The 18,687-nt window shown below is 73.3% G+C and carries 17 protein-coding genes; 4 read left to right on the forward strand and 13 right to left on the reverse strand.

The features are described 5' to 3' along the window. Nucleotides 1-64: 64 nt before the first annotated feature. Together radA and disA are read left to right on the forward strand one after the other, a co-directional pair. Complete coding sequence (gene radA / locus ACTWM8_RS28905; RefSeq protein WP_377605441.1) at nt 65-1,522, forward strand: DNA repair protein RadA; 1,458 nt, start codon at nt 65-67, stop codon at nt 1,520-1,522. Nucleotides 1,523-1,663: 141 nt separating this feature from the next. Then, nucleotides 1,664-2,845: a DNA integrity scanning diadenylate cyclase DisA gene (gene disA, locus ACTWM8_RS28910; RefSeq protein WP_446211692.1), complete on the forward strand. Its 1,182-nt coding sequence runs from the start codon at nt 1,664-1,666 to the stop codon at nt 2,843-2,845. Between the two features lie 9 nt (nt 2,846-2,854). Here disA and ACTWM8_RS28915 read toward each other — a convergent pair whose 3' ends face one another. From ACTWM8_RS28915 to ACTWM8_RS28925, 3 genes are all read right to left on the reverse strand, one after another. Next, nucleotides 2,855-3,583, reverse strand: coding sequence for a hypothetical protein (locus ACTWM8_RS28915; protein WP_446211693.1), 729 nt, complete (start codon nt 3,581-3,583; stop codon nt 2,855-2,857). A gap of 114 nt (nt 3,584-3,697) precedes the next feature. Next, nucleotides 3,698-4,261, reverse strand: coding sequence for a peptide deformylase (locus ACTWM8_RS28920; RefSeq protein ID WP_446211694.1), 564 nt, complete (start codon nt 4,259-4,261; stop codon nt 3,698-3,700). Continuing rightward, nucleotides 4,258-4,770 carry a glycine cleavage system protein R gene (locus tag ACTWM8_RS28925; protein ID WP_088959964.1) on the reverse strand — a complete coding sequence of 171 codons (513 nt, stop codon included), beginning with the start codon at nt 4,768-4,770 and terminating at the stop codon, nt 4,258-4,260. Before ACTWM8_RS28925 ends, ACTWM8_RS28920 begins: the two co-directional genes overlap by 4 nt. Before the next feature lie 96 nt (nt 4,771-4,866). On the opposite strand from ACTWM8_RS28925, the gene ACTWM8_RS28930 reads away from it, so the two are divergent. After that, the gene (locus tag ACTWM8_RS28930; protein ID WP_446211695.1) at nt 4,867-5,772 is read left to right on the forward strand and encodes an A/G-specific adenine glycosylase; all 906 of its coding nucleotides are present in this window, start codon (nt 4,867-4,869) and stop codon (nt 5,770-5,772) included. A 252-nt stretch (nt 5,773-6,024) separates the two neighbouring features. Here ACTWM8_RS28930 and ACTWM8_RS28935 read toward each other — a convergent pair whose 3' ends face one another. From ACTWM8_RS28935 to lysS, 3 genes are all read right to left on the reverse strand, one after another. Further along, on the reverse strand, nt 6,025-8,556 hold the full coding sequence (locus ACTWM8_RS28935) for an ATP-dependent Clp protease ATP-binding subunit (RefSeq protein ID WP_446211696.1): 2,532 nt from the start codon (nt 8,554-8,556) through the stop codon (nt 6,025-6,027). Nucleotides 8,557-9,066: 510 nt separating this feature from the next. Continuing rightward, nucleotides 9,067-9,417: a histone-like nucleoid-structuring protein Lsr2 gene (locus ACTWM8_RS28940; RefSeq protein WP_170285401.1), complete on the reverse strand. Its 351-nt coding sequence runs from the start codon at nt 9,415-9,417 to the stop codon at nt 9,067-9,069. A 107-nt stretch (nt 9,418-9,524) separates the two neighbouring features. Beyond that, nucleotides 9,525-11,033 carry a lysine--tRNA ligase gene (gene lysS, locus ACTWM8_RS28945; RefSeq protein ID WP_446211697.1) on the reverse strand — a complete coding sequence of 503 codons (1,509 nt, stop codon included), beginning with the start codon at nt 11,031-11,033 and terminating at the stop codon, nt 9,525-9,527. Between the two features lie 90 nt (nt 11,034-11,123). Between lysS and ACTWM8_RS28950 the strand changes: the two genes are divergently transcribed. Next, nucleotides 11,124-11,864: a class I SAM-dependent methyltransferase gene (locus ACTWM8_RS28950; protein ID WP_446211698.1), complete on the forward strand. Its 741-nt coding sequence runs from the start codon at nt 11,124-11,126 to the stop codon at nt 11,862-11,864. Nucleotides 11,865-11,897: 33 nt separating this feature from the next. Here ACTWM8_RS28950 and ACTWM8_RS28955 read toward each other — a convergent pair whose 3' ends face one another. From ACTWM8_RS28955 to ACTWM8_RS28985, 7 genes are all read right to left on the reverse strand, one after another. After that, nucleotides 11,898-12,656, reverse strand: a complete 759-nt coding sequence (locus tag ACTWM8_RS28955) for a type III pantothenate kinase (RefSeq protein ID WP_238449292.1) — start codon at nt 12,654-12,656, stop codon at nt 11,898-11,900. 77 nt (nt 12,657-12,733) lie between these two features. Further along, nucleotides 12,734-13,630 (reverse strand): carboxylating nicotinate-nucleotide diphosphorylase, encoded by an 897-nt coding sequence (gene nadC / locus ACTWM8_RS28960; protein WP_446211699.1) that lies wholly within the window; start codon nt 13,628-13,630, stop codon nt 12,734-12,736. A gap of 22 nt (nt 13,631-13,652) precedes the next feature. Beyond that, complete coding sequence (locus ACTWM8_RS28965) at nt 13,653-15,347, reverse strand: L-aspartate oxidase (protein ID WP_446211700.1); 1,695 nt, start codon at nt 15,345-15,347, stop codon at nt 13,653-13,655. A 73-nt stretch (nt 15,348-15,420) separates the two neighbouring features. Further along, nucleotides 15,421-16,317, reverse strand: coding sequence for a septum formation family protein (locus ACTWM8_RS28970; RefSeq protein ID WP_446211701.1), 897 nt, complete (start codon nt 16,315-16,317; stop codon nt 15,421-15,423). An 86-nt stretch (nt 16,318-16,403) separates the two neighbouring features. Next, entirely contained in the window at nt 16,404-16,829 is a 426-nt protein-coding gene (panD, locus tag ACTWM8_RS28975) for an aspartate 1-decarboxylase (protein ID WP_179802157.1), read from the reverse strand. 34 nt (nt 16,830-16,863) lie between these two features. Then, a complete protein-coding gene (gene panC, locus ACTWM8_RS28980; RefSeq protein WP_446211702.1) occupies nt 16,864-17,712 on the reverse strand; it encodes a pantoate--beta-alanine ligase in 849 nt (282 codons plus the stop codon). After that, a complete protein-coding gene (locus ACTWM8_RS28985) occupies nt 17,709-18,686 on the reverse strand; it encodes a Rossmann-like and DUF2520 domain-containing protein (RefSeq protein WP_446211703.1) in 978 nt (325 codons plus the stop codon). Before ACTWM8_RS28985 ends, panC begins: the two co-directional genes overlap by 4 nt. Between the last annotated feature and the right edge of the window lies 1 nt (nt 18,687).

The raw sequence follows: 18,687 nt of genomic DNA on the forward strand, positions 1-18,687 counted from the left end.
CCGTCGGCGTGGTGACCACCACGCCGACGGTGTTTTCGTCGTACCAGGGGGTTAGCGTCCTGTGGTGACCACCTCCCGATCGACCCCGGCACGGGGTGGCGCGGCCTCCGGCGCCTCCCGCGGCCGGGCCGCCCGCGAGCCCCGCCCGGCCTACGAGTGCGACGCCTGCGGGCACCAGCCGCCCAAGTGGGTGGGGCGCTGCCCCGAGTGCGGCGAGTGGGGCTCGGTGGTCGAGTGCACGGTGACCGGGCCGATGGTCTCCGGCCGGGTGGTCAGTTCCCGGCTGCCGGCCGAGCCGGCCCGGCCGATCGCCACGATCAGCGCCGCTCCCGCCCGGGCCCGGCCCACCGGGGTCAGTGAGCTCGACCGCGTCCTCGGCGGCGGCCTCGTGCCCGGCGCGGTGGTGCTGCTCGCCGGCGAGCCCGGGGTTGGCAAGTCGACGCTGCTGCTCGACGTGGCCCAGCAGTGGGCCGCCGGCGCGGGCAGCCCCTCCCTGGTGGTCAGCGGCGAGGAGTCGGTCAGCCAGGTCCGGCTGCGCGCCGAGCGGATGGGCACCCTGCACGACCAGCTCTACCTGGCCGCCGAGAGCGACCTGAGCGCCGTGCTCGGCCACCTCGACGCGGTGAAGCCGGGGCTGCTGGTGCTCGACTCGGTGCAGACCATCTCCACCACCGGCACCGAGGGGGTGCCGGGTGGGGTCACCCAGGTCCGGGCGGTCACCGCCGCCCTGGTCGCCGTCGCCAAGGAGCGCGGCATCGCCACCGTGCTGGTCGGCCACGTCACCAAGGACGGCCAGGTCGCCGGTCCCCGGGTGCTGGAGCACCTGGTCGACGTGGTGCTGCACTTCGAGGGCGACAAGCACTCGTCGCTGCGGATGGTCCGGGGCGTCAAGAACCGGTTCGGCGCCGCCGACGAGGTCGGCTGCTTCGAAATGCACGAGGGGGGCATCAGCAGCCTCGCCGACCCGTCCGGGCTCTTCCTGACCCGTTACTCGGAGCCGGTGCCCGGCACCTGCGTGACGGTCGCGATGGAGGGGCGGCGGGCCCTGGTCACCGAGGTGCAGGCGCTGATCGGCGCGACGGTCGCCGGCTCGCCGAGGCGGACGGTCTCCGGGCTGGACGGGGCCCGGCTGGCCATGGTGCTGGCCGTGCTCCAGCGCCGCACCGAGCGGCTGACGCTGCACGACCGGGAGGTGTTCGCCGCCACCGTCGGCGGCATTCGGGTGGTGGAGCCGGCGGCCGACCTGGCCGTCGCCCTGGCCGTCGCGTCCGGCGGGCTGAACCTGGCCATCGCGCCCAACCTGGTGGCGATCGGCGAGGTCGGGCTGACCGGCGAGGTGCGCCGGGTGGGCGCGGTCCCCCGCCGGCTGGCGGAGGCGGCCCGGCTCGGCTTCCGGGTGGCGCTGGTGCCGCAGGGCTGCGGGCCCGGCAGCACCGGGGCGGGCCCGGAGAACATGCGGGTGATGGAGGTCACGGACGTGCGCGCGGCGCTGCAGTGTGTCGCCCGCGCATCCGCCGAATGACCGACGGTGGCCGCCGGGCCGGACCGCGTGGGCCATACCGGACAGGCCCGGCACAGCCACCGGCACGGAGGGATCCGACGCCGTGACACATCACAGTAACCACGACAGCACCCACCGCACGGCAGTCCGTAGACTGTGCGCGTGCCGATCGACCGCGATACCACCAAGCCTGCCGGCGCGACCCCCCACGCCCGCACCGGTGCCGTGGGCTCGCCCGCCCGCCCGATCAGCGTGAGCGTGACCGGGGGCGCCGGGAGCACTGGCGATCCGCTGCGGGCCAACCTCGCCCTGATGGCACCCGGCACCGCGCTGCGCGACGGCCTCGAGCGGATCCTGCGGGGCCGCACCGGCGCCCTGATCGTGCTCGGCTACGACAAGGTCGTCGACCAGATCTGCACCGGTGGGTTCCCGATGGACGTCGAGTTCTCGGCCACCCGGGTCCGCGAGCTGTGCAAGATGGACGGCGCCGTGGTGCTCTCCAGCGACGGCACCCGGATCGTCCAGGCGGGCGTGCACCTGATGCCCGACCCGTCCATCCCGACCGAGGAGTCCGGCACCCGGCACCGCACCGCGGAGCGGGTCGCCCGGCAAACCGGCTATCCGGTCATCTCGGTCAGCCAGTCCATGCGGATCATCAGCCTCTACGTCAACGGCCAGCGGCACGTCCTGGACGACTCGGCGGCCATCCTGTCCCGGGCCAACCAGGCCCTGGCCACCCTGGAGCGCTACAAGCTCCGCCTGGACGAGGTCTCCGGCACCCTCTCCGCGCTGGAGATCGAGGACCTGGTCACCGTCCGCGACGCGGTCGCGGTGGTGCAGCGGCTGGAGATGGTCCGCCGGATCGCCGACGAGATCGCCGGGTACGTGGTGGAGCTGGGCACCGACGGCCGGCTGCTCGCCCTCCAGCTCGACGAGCTGATGGCCGGCGTGGACGCCGACCGCACCCTGGTCATCCGCGACTACCTGCCCACCGGGCGCAAGTCGCGCACCCTCGACGAGGCGCTGGTCGAGCTGGACCTGCTCGGTGCCACCGAACTGATCGACCTGGTCTCGGTGGCCAAGGCGATCGGCTACCCGGCCGCCTCCGACGCCCTCGACGCGGCGGTCAGCCCGCGCGGGTTCCGGCTGCTGGCCAAGGTGCCCCGGCTGCCGGTGGCGATCGTCGACCGGCTGGTCGTGCACTTCGGCAGCCTCCAGCGGCTCCTCGGCGCCACCGTGGAGGACCTCCAGGCCGTCGACGGGGTCGGCGACGCCCGGGCCCGGGGCGTACGGGAGGGGCTGTCCCGGCTCGCCGAGGCGTCCATCCTGGAGCGGTACGTTTGACCGGTCCGGTCAGCCGGTGATGACCAGCTTCACGGGCTCGCTGAGCTTGGTGCCGACCCGGGCGAAGACCTGGTACGTCCCGGCGGGCGGGGTCGGCCCGGCGGCGACGCCGCCAGCGCACCGGCTGACGTCCTTGCCGTTCCAGGTCAGCTGGTAGGAGCGCTCGAAGCCCGGGGTGAACGACTGCACGTCCGAGCCCTTGCCGGTGCCGCAGGTGTCCGACGACCAGACCTTCTCCGCACCCCGCTTGATGTAGAGCTCCTGGAGGTCGGCCCCGACGTCCCGGCTGCAGGTCCGCTGGGCGGTGTTCTTGACCCGTAGCGTCAGGTCGACCAGGGCGCCCCGGCGCACCTCGGACGGGAGCGCCTGCGACGTCACGCGGAGCTCGGCGTCCGTGCAGGTGCCGTCGTCGACCACGGCCGGGCCGGCGGGCACGACGGGCGGCGCGGCCGGCGGCGTGGTGGTCGTACCCGGATCGCCGGCCGGACCGCCCCCGGAGTCCGGCGCGTCCGACGTGGCCGTCGGTGCGGCGGACCCGGAGGCGGGCGCCGGACCGGTCGGTGCCGGATCGACGCCCTGCGACGTCGGGGTGGACCTGGCCCGCGGTGTCGTGGCGGTGTCCCCCGACTGGTTGCAGGAATAGAGCAGGACAATCAGGAAGAGAAGCCCCGCTCCGAGCACGACGGCTCGACGCCGCCAGTACACGGCGGATGGCAGGGGACCGACCGTCAGACGCATGATGCCCCCACCGTAACGGCGCACCGCACTCGGACCCGTCGCGACGCGCCGGACACCGCCCGGATCACGGCCTCCACCCTCCACCCTCCACTCACGACAGCCGGCGGCGGCCGGTCACAGGTAGACCTTGCGCTGGTAGACGGCGTGCGCGCCGGCGACCCGATCGAGGAACAGCAGCCCCGAGCAGTGGTCGATCTCGTGTTGCAGCGCGCGCGCCTCGAAGCCGTCGGTGACCAGCCGCACCGGCTTCCCGGTGCCGGGCAGGTCGCCCTCCACCACCAGCCGGCTGGCCCGCTTCACGTCCCCGGTCAGGTCCGGCACCGACATGCAGCCCTCCCGCCCCGGCTTCCACCGGGTCGCCTCGACCACCCGCGCGTTGCAGAGCACGAAGGTGCCGTGCACGGTGACCGCCTTCGGGTGACCCGTGACGTCCACGGCGAACACCTGCGCGCCCACGCCGACCTGCGGGGCGGCCAGCCCCACGCAGCCCGGCGAGACCCGCATGGTGGCGATCAGGTCGGCGGCCAGCTGGACGGTCTCCACCGCGGTGGGGTCGACCGCGCCACCGGGCCGGCTCAGCACCGGGTACGGGGCGGCGACCACCTGACGTACCTCGCCGGGCACGGCCAGCGTCTCCGGAGTCCAGTCGCCGAGGCCGGCGTACTCCTCCTGGCTCACAGCAGGTCCGGGTCGGCCGGCCGCAGGGACACCTCGACGCCCAGCTCGGCGGCGGTGGCCGCGAGGCGTCCGGCCAGCTCGTCCGCGCTGCCCGGCGGCAGGTCCACCTCGGCCACCACCACGTAGAGCGAACCGGCTAGCCGGGTGCTGAGGTCGGTCACGTTGCCGCCGGCGTCGGCCAGCACCCGGGTCATCGCCGCCACGATGCCCATCCGGTCCGCGCCGTGCACCGCCATCACGTACGGCTCCCCGGCCCGCGCCGCCACCCCGTCGGGCGTGACCGCCCGTACCGTGGCCAGCAGCTGGCCGTCGGCGGCGAGCGGGGCCAGGGCGGCCTCCACCTCGGCAGCGGCCGGGCCGACGCAGATCAGGGTCATCGCGAAGTGACCGCGCAGCCGGGTCATGGTGGAGTCGGTGAGGTTCGCGCCGAGCCGGGCGAGCACCTCGGCGACGTCGGCCACGATGCCCGGCCGGTCCCGGCCGATGACGGTGATCGCGAGCTCGTTCATCCGGGCATTCTGCACGATCCGCGCCGACGGGCCGCGTCGCCCCGCCCGGGTCGCCCATCCAGCGGGACCGTCCCCCGTGACATCATCGGCGACGCGATGACTGAACCGACTTTCGCCACCCTGGTCAGCCGGTGGTACGAGGAGAACGCCCGCGACCTGCCCTGGCGCGAGCCCGGGGTCGGCGCCTGGGCGATCCTGGTCAGCGAGGTGATGCTCCAGCAGACCCCGGTGGTCCGGGTGCTGCCCGCCTGGCGGGCCTGGCTGGACCGCTGGCCCGACCCGGCCGCGCTGGCCGCCGACACGCCGGCCGAGGCGATCCGGATGTGGGGCCGGCTCGGCTACCCCCGTCGGGCGGTACGGCTGCGCGACTGCGCGGTGGCGATCGTGGAACGGCACGGCGGCGAGGTGCCCGACAAACTGGACCAGCTGCTGGCGCTGCCCGGCGTCGGCACGTACACGGCGCGGGCGGTGGCTGCCTTCGCGTACGGGCAGCGGCACCCGGTGGTGGACACCAACGTCCGGCGGGTGGTGTCCCGGGCGGTGGCCGGCGAGCCCGACGCCGGACCGGCCACCCGACCGGCCGACCTGGTCGCCTGCGAGGAACTGCTGCCGCTCGAACCGGCCGCCGCCGCGCTGGCCAGTGCGGCGTTCATGGAACTCGGCGCGGTGGTGTGCACGGCCCGCTCGCCGCGCTGCCCGGCCTGCCCGGTCGAGTCGGTCTGCGCGTGGCGAGCCTCCGGCCAGGAGGCGCCCGCCGGCCCGACCCGACGCCCCCAGCGGTACGCCGGCACCGACCGGCAGGTGCGCGGGCTGCTGCTCGGAGTGCTCCGGGAGGCCACCAGCCCGGTCCCGCACCAGCGCCTCGACCAGGTGTGGAGCGACGACGTGCAGCGGGCGCGGGCGCTGGCCGGGCTGGTCACCGACGGGCTGGTGGAACCGGTCGACGAGGCCGCCTTCCGCCTGGTCGGCGACGGCCCCGCCACCCCACTCCCCCTCCCCTGACCCCGCCTCCGCGTCGGGGGCCGGCCGCCCGGGCCGGGCTGATCGACTCTGTTTGCGGCGTCGCGGTATCCGGCGCCCGGGACACCGCGACACGCCCCAAGTCGTGACGATCGGACGGCCGGCGCCGCCCCGGTTCGGGCGTCTGGCCTATCCGTGGCCCGGTGGCCGGTCGCGCAGGGATCGGGCACGCGAAAAGGCGGCGGCCCCGGATGGCTTTCGCCGTCCGGGGCCGCCGCCCTCGTGCTGTCGTCCTTACTCGTCCGCCCCCGCGGTGGCCGCGCCACCGAGGTCGGCCGGAACGGCGTCCGGCACCTCGGCCGGCCGGTCCGAGCCGCGGAAGACCAGCTTGGACTTGTCGATGTTCTCCGGGTCGCCCTCGCAGTCCACCACCACGATCTGACCCGGGGTCAGCTCGTTGAAGAGGATCCGCTCGGAGAGGTTGTCCTCGATGTCGCGCTGGATCGTGCGACGCAGCGGACGGGCGCCCAGCACCGGGTCGAAGCCCTTCTTCGCCAGGTACTTCTTGGCGTTGTCGGTCAGCTCCAGGCCCATGTCCTTGTTGCGCAGCTGCGTCTCGATCCGGGCGATCATGATGTCCACGATCGAGAGGATCTCGTTCTGCCGCAGCTGGTGGAAGACGATGGTGTCGTCGATCCGGTTCAGGAACTCAGGCCGGAAGTGCTGCTTGAGCTCGTCGTTGACCTTCTGCTTCATCCGGTCGTAGTTCGACTCGGCGTCCTCAGAGGCCTGGAAGCCCAGCGACACCGCCTTGGCGACGTCACGGGTACCGAGGTTGGTGGTCAGGATGATGACCGTGTTCTTGAAGTCCACGATCCGACCCTGACCGTCGGTGAGCCGACCGTCCTCCAGGATCTGGAGCAGCGTGTTGAACACGTCCGGGTGGGCCTTCTCGATCTCGTCGAAGAGGACCACCGAGAACGGTCGACGCCGCACCTTCTCGGTCAGCTGACCACCCTCGTCGTACCCGACGTAGCCGGGAGGGGCACCCACCAGCCGGGAGACCGTGTAGCGGTCGTGGAACTCGGACATGTCCAGCTGGATGAGGGCGTCCTCGCTGCCGAACAGGAACTCGGCCAGCGCCTTGGAGAGCTCGGTCTTACCCACGCCGGACGGGCCGGCGAAGATGAACGAGCCGGACGGACGCTTCGGGTCCTTCAGGCCGGCCCGGGTACGCCGGATCGCCTTCGAGACCGCCTTGACCGCGTCCTCCTGGCCGATGACGCGCTTGTGCAGCTCGTCCTCCATGCGCAGCAGGCGCGAGGTCTCCTCCTCGGTCAGCTTGTAGACCGGGATACCGGTCCAGTTGCCGAGCACCTCGGCGATCTGCTCGTCGTCCACCTCGCTGACGACGTCCAGGTCACCGGCCTTCCACTCCTTCTCCCGCTGCGCCTTCTGACCGAGGAGCTGCTTCTCCTTGTCACGCAGCTGGGCGGCGCGCTCGAAGTCCTGCGCGTCGATCGCGGACTCCTTGTCGCGACGCACCTGGGCGATGCGCTCGTCGAAGTCGCGCAGGTCTGGCGGCGCGGTCATCCGACGGATCCGCATCCGGGCGCCGGCCTCGTCGATCAGGTCGATCGCCTTGTCCGGCAGGAAGCGGTCCGAGATGTACCTGTCGGCCAGGGTCGCGGCGGCCACCAGGGCGGCGTCGGTGATGCTCACCCGGTGGTGCGCCTCGTACCGGTCGCGCAGGCCCTTGAGGATCTCGATGGTGTGGGCCAGCGACGGCTCACCCACCTGGATCGGCTGGAAGCGGCGCTCGAGAGCGGCGTCCTTCTCCAGGTGCTTGCGGTACTCGTCGAGGGTGGTCGCGCCGATGGTCTGCAGCTCGCCACGGGCCAGCATCGGCTTGAGGATGCTCGCCGCGTCGATCGCGCCCTCGGCGGCACCCGCACCCACCAGGGTGTGGATCTCGTCGATGAACAGGATGATGTCGCCGCGGGTGCGGATCTCCTTGAGCACCTTCTTGAGGCGCTCCTCGAAGTCACCGCGGTAGCGGGAACCCGCGACCAGGGCGCCGAGGTCCAGCGTGTAGAGCTGCTTGTCCTTCAGCGTCTCGGGCACCTCGCCCTTGATGATCTTCTGGGACAGCCCCTCCACCACGGCGGTCTTTCCGACGCCGGGCTCACCGATCAGGACCGGGTTGTTCTTGGTACGGCGGGAGAGCACCTGCATGACCCGCTCGATTTCCTTCTCGCGCCCGATCACCGGGTCGAGCTTGCCTTCGCGGGCGGCCTGGGTCAGGTTGCGGCCGAACTGGTCCAGCACGAGGCTGGTCGACGGCGCGGCCTCACCCGGCGCGGCGCCCGCCGCGGCCGGCTCCTTGCCCTGGTAACCGGAGAGCAGCTGGATCACCTGCTGGCGGACCCGGTTGAGGTCCGCGCCGAGCTTGACCAGCACCTGGGCGGCGACGCCCTCACCCTCGCGGATCAGACCGAGCAGGATGTGCTCCGTGCCGATGTAGTTGTGGCCGAGCTGCAGCGCCTCGCGCAGCGACAGCTCCAGCACCTTCTTGGCCCGCGGCGTGAACGGGATGTGCCCGCTCGGCGCCTGCTGGCCCTGGCCGATGATCTCCTCGACCTGCTGGCGGACGCCCTCGAGGGAGATGCCGAGGCTCTCCAGGGCCTTTGCCGCGACGCCTTCACCTTCGTGGATCAGGCCCAGCAGGATGTGCTCCGTACCGATGTAGTTGTGGTTGAGCATCCGGGCCTCTTCTTGGGCCAGGACGACAACCCGTCGCGCTCGGTCGGTGAACCGCTCGAACATGCCCTCGTGCTCCTCACGTGCCGTGCGCCTTGATGTTCTAGATCTTGGCGGGGCCGGTGCGCGGACGTCCGGGACGGGCGTCCGTGCCTCCTTACTCTATCGCCGCCGACCGACTCCGCTGAGGTCGTGTGTCCCCGCGATGAGCCGTTCTGACGTCGTTTTGACCAACCATCCGCGCTCAGGAGGTGTTCCGGGACCCCGACCTGTACGCGCAGAGCGAAATTCGCCCCGGGTGCGGAAAGCTCCCCCGGCGGACCGGTGGCTCGTCCACAGGTTGTGGACAGATCTTCCACCGCCTGTGGACAACGCCGCCCCCGGCGGGAATCTTCCCGCCCGCCCGGCCCCGCCCGGCAACCGCTGCGCGGCACCACAAGAGGCAACTCGGGGCCGCCGAGCCCCGTTAGCCACAGCGAGCACACCCGACCCCAACGCCCCCACTGGCCGGGAAAACGGCGACGCCGGCCCGGAGTGGTGCTCCGGCCCGGCGTCGTGTCGCCCCTGGCGCTGGTGTCAGTGACCCGCCTTGGAGTGGTACTCGTCGACGATCTCCTGCGGGATGCGGCCCCGGTCGGAGATCTCCTTGCCGGCCTTCTTGGCCCAGGCCCGGATCGCCTTGTTCTGCTCGCGGTCGGCCGTGGCGCCACCCCGGCCCCGCGCCGCCCGGCCACCCACGACCACGCCGCCACGACCGACCCGGGTGCCCGCCGCCACGTACGGCGCGAATACGTCGCGCAATTTCTCGGCGTTGGAGTTCGACAGGTCGATCTCGTACTGAACGCCGTCGAGGGCGAACTTGACGGTCTCGTCCGCGTCCCCGCCGTCCAGGTCATCGACCAGCTTGTGAATGATCTGCTTGGCCACGTCCCACATTCCTTTCGAGCAGGGTGCTCCTGCAATAGGAGCACAATAACCTGCGTGGCACTCGACGCGTCAATAGGATGCGGTAACGAGCCGGAGAAGCTTCCCACTCACTCCGGGCGGACCAACGGGAAGAGGATGGTCTCCCGAATTCCGAGACCGGTCAGCGCCATCAGAAGCCGGTCGATTCCCATTCCCATACCGCCGGCCGGCGGCATTCCGTACTCCATCGCGCGCAGAAAGTCCTCGTCCAGCCGCATGGCCTCGTCGTCGCCACGGGCGGCCAACTGCGCCTGGGCGACCAGCCGCTCCCGCTGCACCACCGGGTCCACCAGCTCGGAGTACGCGGTGCCCAGCTCGAAGCCGAGGACGTAGAGGTCCCACTTCTCGGCCAGCCCCGGCTCGCTGCGGTGCGCCCGGGTCAGCGGGCTGGTCTCCTCCGGGTAGTCGCGGACGAAGGTGGGGGCCTGCAGGCCCGGCACGACCAGTTCCTCGAACAGTTCCTCGGCCAGCTTGCCCGGGCCCCACTTCGGGTCCACGGCGAGCCCCACCTTGTCGGCGTACTCCACCAGGCGGGACCGTTCGGTGCGGACCGTGACCTCCTCGCCGAGCGCCTCGGAAAGCACCCCGAACAGCGTCACCGAGCGCCACTCGCCGCCCAGGTCGAACTCGCCGCCGTCGGCGTGGGTCACCACGGTCGAGCCGCTGACCGCGATCGCCGCCTGCTGCACCAGATTGCGGGTCAGCTCGGCCATCGTGTCGTAGTCGCCGTACGCCTGGTAGGTCTCCAGCATCGCGAACTCCGGCGAGTGCGAAGAGTCGACGCCCTCATTACGGAAGTTGCGGTTGATCTCGAAGACCCGGTCGACGCCGCCGACCACGGCCCGCTTGAGAAACAGTTCCGGCGCGATTCGCAGATACAGATCGGTGTTCAACGCATTGCTGTGGGTCACGAATGGGCGGGCCGCCGCCCCGCCGTGCAGCAACTGCAGCATCGGGGTCTCGACCTCGATGAATCCCTGCCCGTGCAGCGAATCGCGCAGGCTGCGCACCGCCGCCGCCCGGGTCCGCACCATCTGCCGCGCCTGCGGGCGGACGATCAGGTCGACGTAGCGCTGGCGGACCCGGGCCTCCTCGCTCAACGGCTTGTGCGCCACCGGCAGCGGGCGCAGCGCCTTGGCGGTGACCGCCCACTCCTGGGCCAGCACGGACAGCTCGCCCCGGCGGCTGGTGATCACCTCACCGGTCACCCCGACGTGGTCACCGAGGTCGACCAGGCGCTTCCAGTCCTCCAGCCGCTCGGCGCCGACCCGGTCCAGGGAGAGCATGGCCTGGAGTTCGGTGCCGTCGCCGTCGCGCAGCGTCGCGAAGCAGAGCTTGCCGGTGTTCCGTACGAAGATCACCCGGCCGGTGACCGAGACCTGGTCGCCGGTGGCGGTGTCGGTGGGCAGCTCGGCGTACTTCGCGCGGACCTCGGCCAGCGTGCTGGTCCGGGGGAAGCCGACCGGGTACGGCTCGATGCCCTCGGCGAGCATCCGGTCCCGCTTCTCCCGGCGGACCTTCATCTGCTCGGGAAGGTCGTCGGCGGGGTCCACTGGCACGGCGTTCTGCTCGATCACGGCACTGTCCTCAGAAAGGAGATATCGGCGGGGTCAGCCCCCGAGCGTACTCAAGCGCCCAGGTCGCCGTTACGGGATAACCTGCCGCCCATGACCGACCCCACTCACGCGCTGTCCTTCGGGACGGCCGCCACCGACTACGACCGGTTCCGGCCCCGCTATCCGCAGGCCGCCGTCCGCTGGGCCCTGGCGAGCGTCGACGCGCCGGCCCGCGTGGTCGACCTCGGCGCCGGCACCGGCATCCTCAGCCGCGCGATCCTCGACCTGGGCCACGAGGTGCTGCCGGTGGAGCCCGATCCGGGCATGCGGGCCCAGTTGGCCACCGCCACGCCGGGCAGCACCGCCCTGGCCGGCAGCGCCGAGGCGGTGCCGCTGCCGGACGGGATGGCCGACGCGGTCCTGGTGGGGCAGGCCTACCACTGGTTCGACAAGGAGCGGGCGCACGTCGAGATCGCCCGGGTGCTCCGGGCGGGCGGGACGTTCGCCCCGATCTGGAACACCCGGGACGGGAGCGTCGGCTGGGTGGCCGAGCTGGACCGGATCGCCGAGATCCACGACGACGCCGGCGACCTGACCGAGAAGATCACCGACTTCAGTCCGGCCTTCGGCCCGGTCGAGCTGGGCGAGTTCGCCCACCGGGCCACGCTGACCCCGGACGAGGTGGTCGGCATGCTGCGTACCCGCTCGAACTGGCTGACCGCCACGCCGCGGCAACGGCAGCGGGTCGACTCGGAGCTGCGCGAACTGTTCGCCACCCACCCCGACCTGGCCGGGCGGGAGACGGTCGAACTGCCGTACCGGACGCTCGTCTTCCGGGCCCGGCGGCGCTGAGCCCCCGGGCGGCGCCCGACCCGGCGGCCGGGGTCAGGTGTTGCGCTCGTAGACCATCCGCAGCCCGATCAGGGTGATCATCGGCTCGTGGTGGGTGATGGTGCGGCACTCGCCGATCACCACCGAGGCCAGCCCGCCGGTGGCGATCACCGCCTTCACCTCGCCCAACTCCTCGACCATCCGCTCGACGATCCGGTCGACCTGCCCCGCGAAGCCGAAGTAGAGGCCGGACTGGAGGCACTCGACGGTGTTCTTGCCGATCACCGACCGGGGCTTGGTCGCTTCCACCTTGCGCAGCTGGGCGGCCCGGGCGGCCAGGGCGTCGAACGAGATCTCGATGCCCGGGGCGAAGGCGCCGCCGAGGAACTCCCCCCGGCCGCTGATCACGTCGAAGTTCGTGGTGGTGCCGAAGTCGACCACGATCGACGGACCGCCGTAGAGGGTGTACGCGGCAAGGGTGTTGACCACCCGGTCCGAGCCGACCTCCTTGGGGTTGTCGATCGCGAGCTGGACGCCGGTGCGCACCCCCGGCTCGACGATCACGCTGGGCAGGTCGGCGTAGTAGCGGGCCAGCATGGACCGCAGCGAGCGCAGCGCCGCCGGAACCGTGGAGCAGGCCGCCACCCCGGTGATCTCCACCGCGTCACCGGCGAGCAGCCCACGGAACATCAGACCCAGCTCGTCCGCCGTGGACCGGGCGTCGGTCTTGATCCGCCAGGAGTGCACCAGCTTGTCGCCGTCGAAGGTCGCCAGCACGGTGTTGGTGTTTCCGATGTCGATGCAGAGCAGCACACGCGCAGCCTAGACGCCGCCCGGCGGGTCGAACCCGCCGAGCCGCCGGCCGGCCGGCCCGGCCCACCGCGCCCGGCTCACCGCGTCCGCAGGTCCAGCGCGATGTCCAGGATCGGCGAGGAGTGGGTCAGCGCGCCCACCGACAGGAAATCCACACCGGTGGCCGCGTACTCGGCCGCCACCGCGAGGGTGAGCCCGCCGGTCGCCTCCAGCTCCGCCCGGTCGCCCACCCGGGCGACCACCTCCCGCAGCGTCTCCGGGGTCATGTTGTCCAGCAGCAGGAAGTCCGCACCGGCCTCGACCGCCTCCACCGCCTCGGCGACGGTGTCGACCTCCACCTGCACCGGCACGTCGGGGAACGCCTCCCGGACCCGGCGGAAGGCGGGCGCGATGCCGCCCGCGGCGAACTTGTGGTTGTCCTTGATCATGGCAACGTCGTGCAGGCCCATCCGCTTGTTCGTGCCGCCGCCGGCGCGCACCGCGTACTTCTCCAGGGTGCGCAGGCCCGGGGTGGTCTTGCGGGTGTCCAGCACCATCGCCTTCGTACCGGCCAGGGCGTCGGCCCAGGCCCGGGTGTGGGTGGCCACCCCGGACATCCGGCTGAGCAGGTTGAGCGCCGTGCGCTCGGCGGTGAGCAGCAGCCGGGTCGGGCCGGTCACCGTGGCCAGCACGTCGCCGCGCGCCACCCGCTGCCCGTCCCGGGCCACCAGCGACACCTCGACGGTACGGTCCGCACCGGTCACCTCGCCGACCAGCTCGAAGGCCGCGGCGGCCACGGCCAGCCCGGCCACCACCCCGTCGGCGCGGGCGACCACGTCGGCGGTGTCGGTCTGCGTGTCGGGGATGGTGGCCACGCTGGTCACGTCGAGGAACTCCGGCCCCAGGTCCTCGGCGAACGCCCCCACGACGACCGCCCGCACCTGCGCCGGGTCCAGGCCACCGGCCCGCAACGCCTGCTGCGTCGACTCCCTCACGCCGCCACCTCACTCCTCGCGCTCACGCCAACTCCTCCCACCGAGACGTCAACCGACCCTGCGCACCGACCGCACCGAGCAGATGGCCCCGCCACCGCTCGTCGGCGGCCGGGAAGTCCTCCCGCCAGTGGCACCCCCGGGTCTCCTGCCGGGCGTACGCGGCGGCGACCAGGGTCGACGCCACGGTGAGCAGGTTCGTCGCCTCCCAGTCGGCGGTACGCGGAGTGCCCCGGCCCAGGCCCAGCTCGCCCAGGACGGCGGCGGTCCCGGTCAGCGTGGCGGCCGACCGCAGCACCCCGGCGCCCCGGGTCATCGCCCGCTGAAGCGCCGACGTGCCCTCGGCCGGCGCCACCCAGCCCTCGCCGCCCACCCACGCGCCCGTCTCCGCCGGTCGGGCCTGCTCGGGCAGCCCGGCGGCGATGTCCTCGGCGATCCGGCGGGAGAAGACCAGCCCCTCCAGCAGCGAGTTGCTGGCCAGCCGGTTGGCGCCGTGCACGCCGGTGCAGGCGACCTCGCCGCAGGCGTACAGGCCGGGGATGGAGGTGCGGCCGTGCAGGTCGGTACGGACGCCGCCGGAGGCGTAGTGGGCGGCCGGGGCGACCGGGATCAGGTCGGTGGCCGGGTCCACGCCGATGGCCAGGCAGGACGCCACGATGGTGGGGAACCGCCCGGCCAGGAAGTCGCCGCCCAGGTGCCGGGCGTCCAGCCAGACGTGGTCCGCGCCGGTGGCCAGCAGCACCCGGTGGATGCCCTTGGCCACCACGTCCCGGGGGGCCAGTTCGGCCAGCTCGTGCTGGCCGACCATGAACCGCTTGCCGTCACCGTCGACCAGGTGGGCGCCCTCGCCGCGCAGCGCCTCGGAGACCAGCGGCTGCTGGGCGAGGCCGGCGCCGGACACCCGGGCCGCCTGCGGCACGATCAGCGCGGTCGGGTGGAACTGGACGAACTCCACGTCGGTGACCGCCGCGCCGGCCCGCATGGCCAGGGCCACCCCGTCGCCGGTGGAGACGGCCGGGTTGGTGGTCGCCGAGAAGATCTGCCCCATCCCGCCGGTGGCCAGCACCACCGCCCGGGCCAGCAGCGCGCCGACGCCGTCCTCGCTGCCCTCGCCGAGCACGTGCAGGGTGATGCCGCAGGCCGGCCCGAGGCCGTCCGGGCCGTCGCCGGGCGCGCGCAGCAGGTCCAGCACCAGGGCGTGCTCGACCAGGCGGATCCACGGGTCGCGGCGGACCGCCGCGTGCAGCGCGCGCTGCACCTCGGCGCCGGTGGCGTCGCCGCCGGCGTGCACGATCCGGTCCGCCCGGTGCCCGCCCTCCCGGGTGAGCATCAGCGACCCGTCCGGCTTGCGGTCGAACTCCGCGCCGATGCGCATCAGCTCGCGGAGCCGGGTCGGCCCCTCCTCCACCAGCACCCGCACGGCCGCCGGGTCGCAGAGCCCGACGCCGGCGATCTCGGTGTCGTGGGCGTGCGCGGCCGGGGTGTCCGTCGGATCGAGCACCGCCGCGATGCCGCCCTGGGCCCACCGGGTGGAGCCCTCGTCGATATTGACCTTGGTGACCACCGTGACGTGCAGGCCGGCCTCGCGCAGATGCAGCGCGGCGGTGAGGCCGGCGACCCCGGAACCGACCACGATCACGTCGGTCGTCTCCACCCAGCCGGGCGCGGGCGCGGCCAGCAGTCTGGGCAGGGCCGGCAGGTCGACGGTCGGAAGGTCCATGAGCACAGTCAACCCGAACGCCCCTCATCCCGGGCGGCGGGGGCACGACGAGTGGTTTGGACTACGGCGTCCGCTACTTCGTCCGGACGGGCAGCCCGGCCGGGCCGGCGCCCTTGAGCGAGGCGGTCACCGTCCGGTCGCTGAGCCAGAGGTGACAGCGCACACCCCGGTCACCCGCCCGCCAGCGGCCGGCACCGGGCGGGCGGACCACCACGCCGCTGCGGAAGCGCAGGTCGGCGTCGTCCGGCACGCCGACGTACCGGGCGAGGACGCTGCGGCAGCCGGCGTAGAGCGGCAGCCAGTCGGCGTCCCGGGTCGGGTACGGTCGGTCGGGCGCCTGCCACACGCCGACGAACTCGGCGTCGTGGGCGGTGGCGCACTCCGCCGGGAGCAGCACCTGCACGCCCCGGCCGGTGCCGGTGCGGGTGCGCTGGCAGCCCAGGCGCAGCGGCGACGGACCTTTCAGGGCGTCACGCAGGCTGCCGGTGCGGGTCACCACGGCGGCCGCCGCCTCGACGGTGGTCAACTCGCTGAGGTCGCAGCGGTACCAGCGGGAGCCGGCCGCCCAGCCGGGACGGGTGGGCAGCGCCACGGCCATCCGCAGCCGGCCGGCACGCCAGTCGTCGCCGACGTACCCGGTGGCGTGCGCGTCGCACTCGGCGAAGGCGCCACGCAGGTCGGGCGAGCCGGTGGCGGGCGGGTCCGCCCGGCCGGCCGGGAAGGTCCCCACGTGCACCGTCTCCACCCGGTGCGCCACGGCGCAGTCCACCGGCGCGTACGCGTCCAGCGCGACCGTGTCGGTGAAGTCGCCGACCTGGCAGATGCCGGCCTCGGGGGTGAACGGCCCGGCAGCCGCCGGGGCGGCCCAGTCGTCGGTGAGGTCCCCGTCGACCCCGGCGGTGGCGGCGCACCCGGCCAGCAGGACCCCCGCGACCAACGCGGCGAGCGGTCTCGTCATCGCACGGCGCATCGCGGCCTCCCCCAGCCGACCGTCGATCCCGACGGTCCGCCCAGGGTAACCAACAATGACCTTCCGGTGACAGACCGGAAGTGCGCTCAGCCCACCACGGCCAGCGGGCTCGGGGTGGGGTCGCCGGCGGTGCCGGGAGCCACGGCGGCCGGGTCGGCGCCCAGGTCGACGACCTTGTTGTCGGCGTCGACGTGCACCACCCGGGGCCGGTACGAGCGCGCCTCGGCGTCGTCCATCTGACCGTACGAGATGAGGATGACCAGGTCGCCGGGGTGCACCAGGTGCGCCGCCGCGCCGTTGATGCCGATCACCCCGCTGCCCCGCTCGCCGGGGATGACGTACGTCTCCAGCCGGGCCCCGTTGGTCACGTCCACGATCGCCACCTGCTCGCCGGGGAGCAGGTCGGCGGCGTCGAGCAGATCCTGGTCCACGGTCACCGAGCCGACGTAGTGCAGGTCGGCCTGGGTCACCGTCGCCCGGTGGATCTTCGACTTGAGCATGGTCCGGAACATCGGTCGCCTCTCAGCGGGTGTGGTGGTCAGGTGGTCAGGAGCGAGGGGCGAGTCGGATCGCCATGTTGTCGATCAGGCGGGTGTCGCCCACCCAGGCCGCGACCAGCAGCCGGGCCGGGCCGGCCACCGGACCCGGTTCCAGGTCCGGGTCGGTGAGCACCAGGTAGTCCAGCCGGGCGTCGGCGCCCACCGCGGCGAACGTCCGGTGCGCGGCGGCCAGCACCTCCCCGGCGTCCCGGCCCTGCTCGGCGGCGGTCGCGCCGGCCCGCAGCGCGGCCGACAGGCTCAGCGCGGTCCGCCGCTGGTCCGGCGAGAGGTAGCGGTTTCGGCTGGACAGGGCCAGTCCGTCCGGTTCGCGGACGGTCGGCACGCCGACCACCTCCACCGGGACGTCCAGGTCGCGGGCCATCCGGCGGACCAGGGTGAGCTGCTGGTAGTCCTTCTCGCCGAAGAAGGCGAGATCGGGGCGGGTGAGCTGGAGCAGCTTCATGACCACGGTCAGCACCCCGTGGAAGAAGCCGGGTCGGCTCTGCCCCTCCAGGTCCTCGCCGAGCTGTCCCGGGTTCACCCGGACCGCCGGCTGCCCGTCCGGGTACATGTCCGACACGGCGGGGGCGAACACCACGTCGGCCCCGGCCCGGCGGCAGATCTCCAGGTCGGCGTCGAGGGTGCGCGGATAGCGGTCGAAGTCCTCGTTCGGCCCGAACTGCAGCGGGTTGACGAAGATCGTGACGAGCACGTGGTCCGCCCGCTCCCGGGCCGCCCGCAGCAGCGTCTCGTGCCCCGAGTGCAGCGCACCCATGGTCATCACCACGCCGACGGTGCCCTTGAGTCCGTCCCGCGCCTTCGCCAGCTCGGCCCGGCTGTGCACCAGCTCCGTCACGCTGCCACCTCCCGATGGATCCCGGCCAGCACGTCGAGCAGCGACTCGGCGTCCACCGGCCGCAGCCGACCGGCCGCGATCGCCCGATCCGCGCTCCGTCGTGCCAACGCCAGGTAGGGGGCCACCGATTCCGGGGCGGTCTCCGCCAGCCGGTCCAGGTGTCGGCGCACGGTGCCCGCGTCGCCCCGGGACACCGGGCCGGTCAGCGCGTCGTCGCCGAGCCGCAGCGCGTTCTCCAGGGCCGCCCGCAGCAGCGGGGCCAGCACCTTCTCGGGCTGGGCCACGCCGGCGTCGCGCAGCCGGTCGGCCGCCTCGTTGACCAGGGTCACCAAGTGGTTCGCACCGTGCGCCAGCGCCGCGTGGTAGAGCGCGCGGTCCGCCTCGCCGACCCACTCCGGCACCCCGCCCAGGTCGGCGACGAGCCGGGCGGCGAGCGGGCGCAGCTCCGCCGGGGCGGTCACCCCGTACGAGATGCCGGCCAGCCGGCCGAGGTCGTCGGGCGTACCGGTGAAGGTCATCGCCGGGTGCAGCGCCAGCGGGCGCGCGCCGACGGCGGCGGCCGGGGCCAGCACGGCCAGGCCGTGCGCACCGGAGGTGTGGGCGACCACCTGGCCGGGGCGCAGCGCCCCGGTCTCGGCCAGCCCGGCGACCACGCCGGCCAGCGCGTCGTCCGGGACGGCGATCAGCAGCAGGTCGGTGGCCGCGCGGGCGACCGAGGTGGCCGAGCGGTTGCGGGTGCCGGGCAGCAGCAGCGCGATCCGGGCCTTCGCGGCCCCGGAGACGCCGGCGGCGGCGACCACCCGGTGGCCGGCGGCGGCGAGCGCCGCGCCCAGCACCGCACCGACCCGGCCGGCGCCGATGATGCCGACGGTGAGGGTGCGGGGGAAGACGAGCGGGGCGCCGGCAGGGGCGCCGCCCGCGGGAACGGCGGCCTCGCGCGGGGCGGCCGAACGCGGGCGCAGCGGTGCGCTCATG

It is taken from the genome of Micromonospora sp. IBSANI012 (assembly GCF_052814045.1).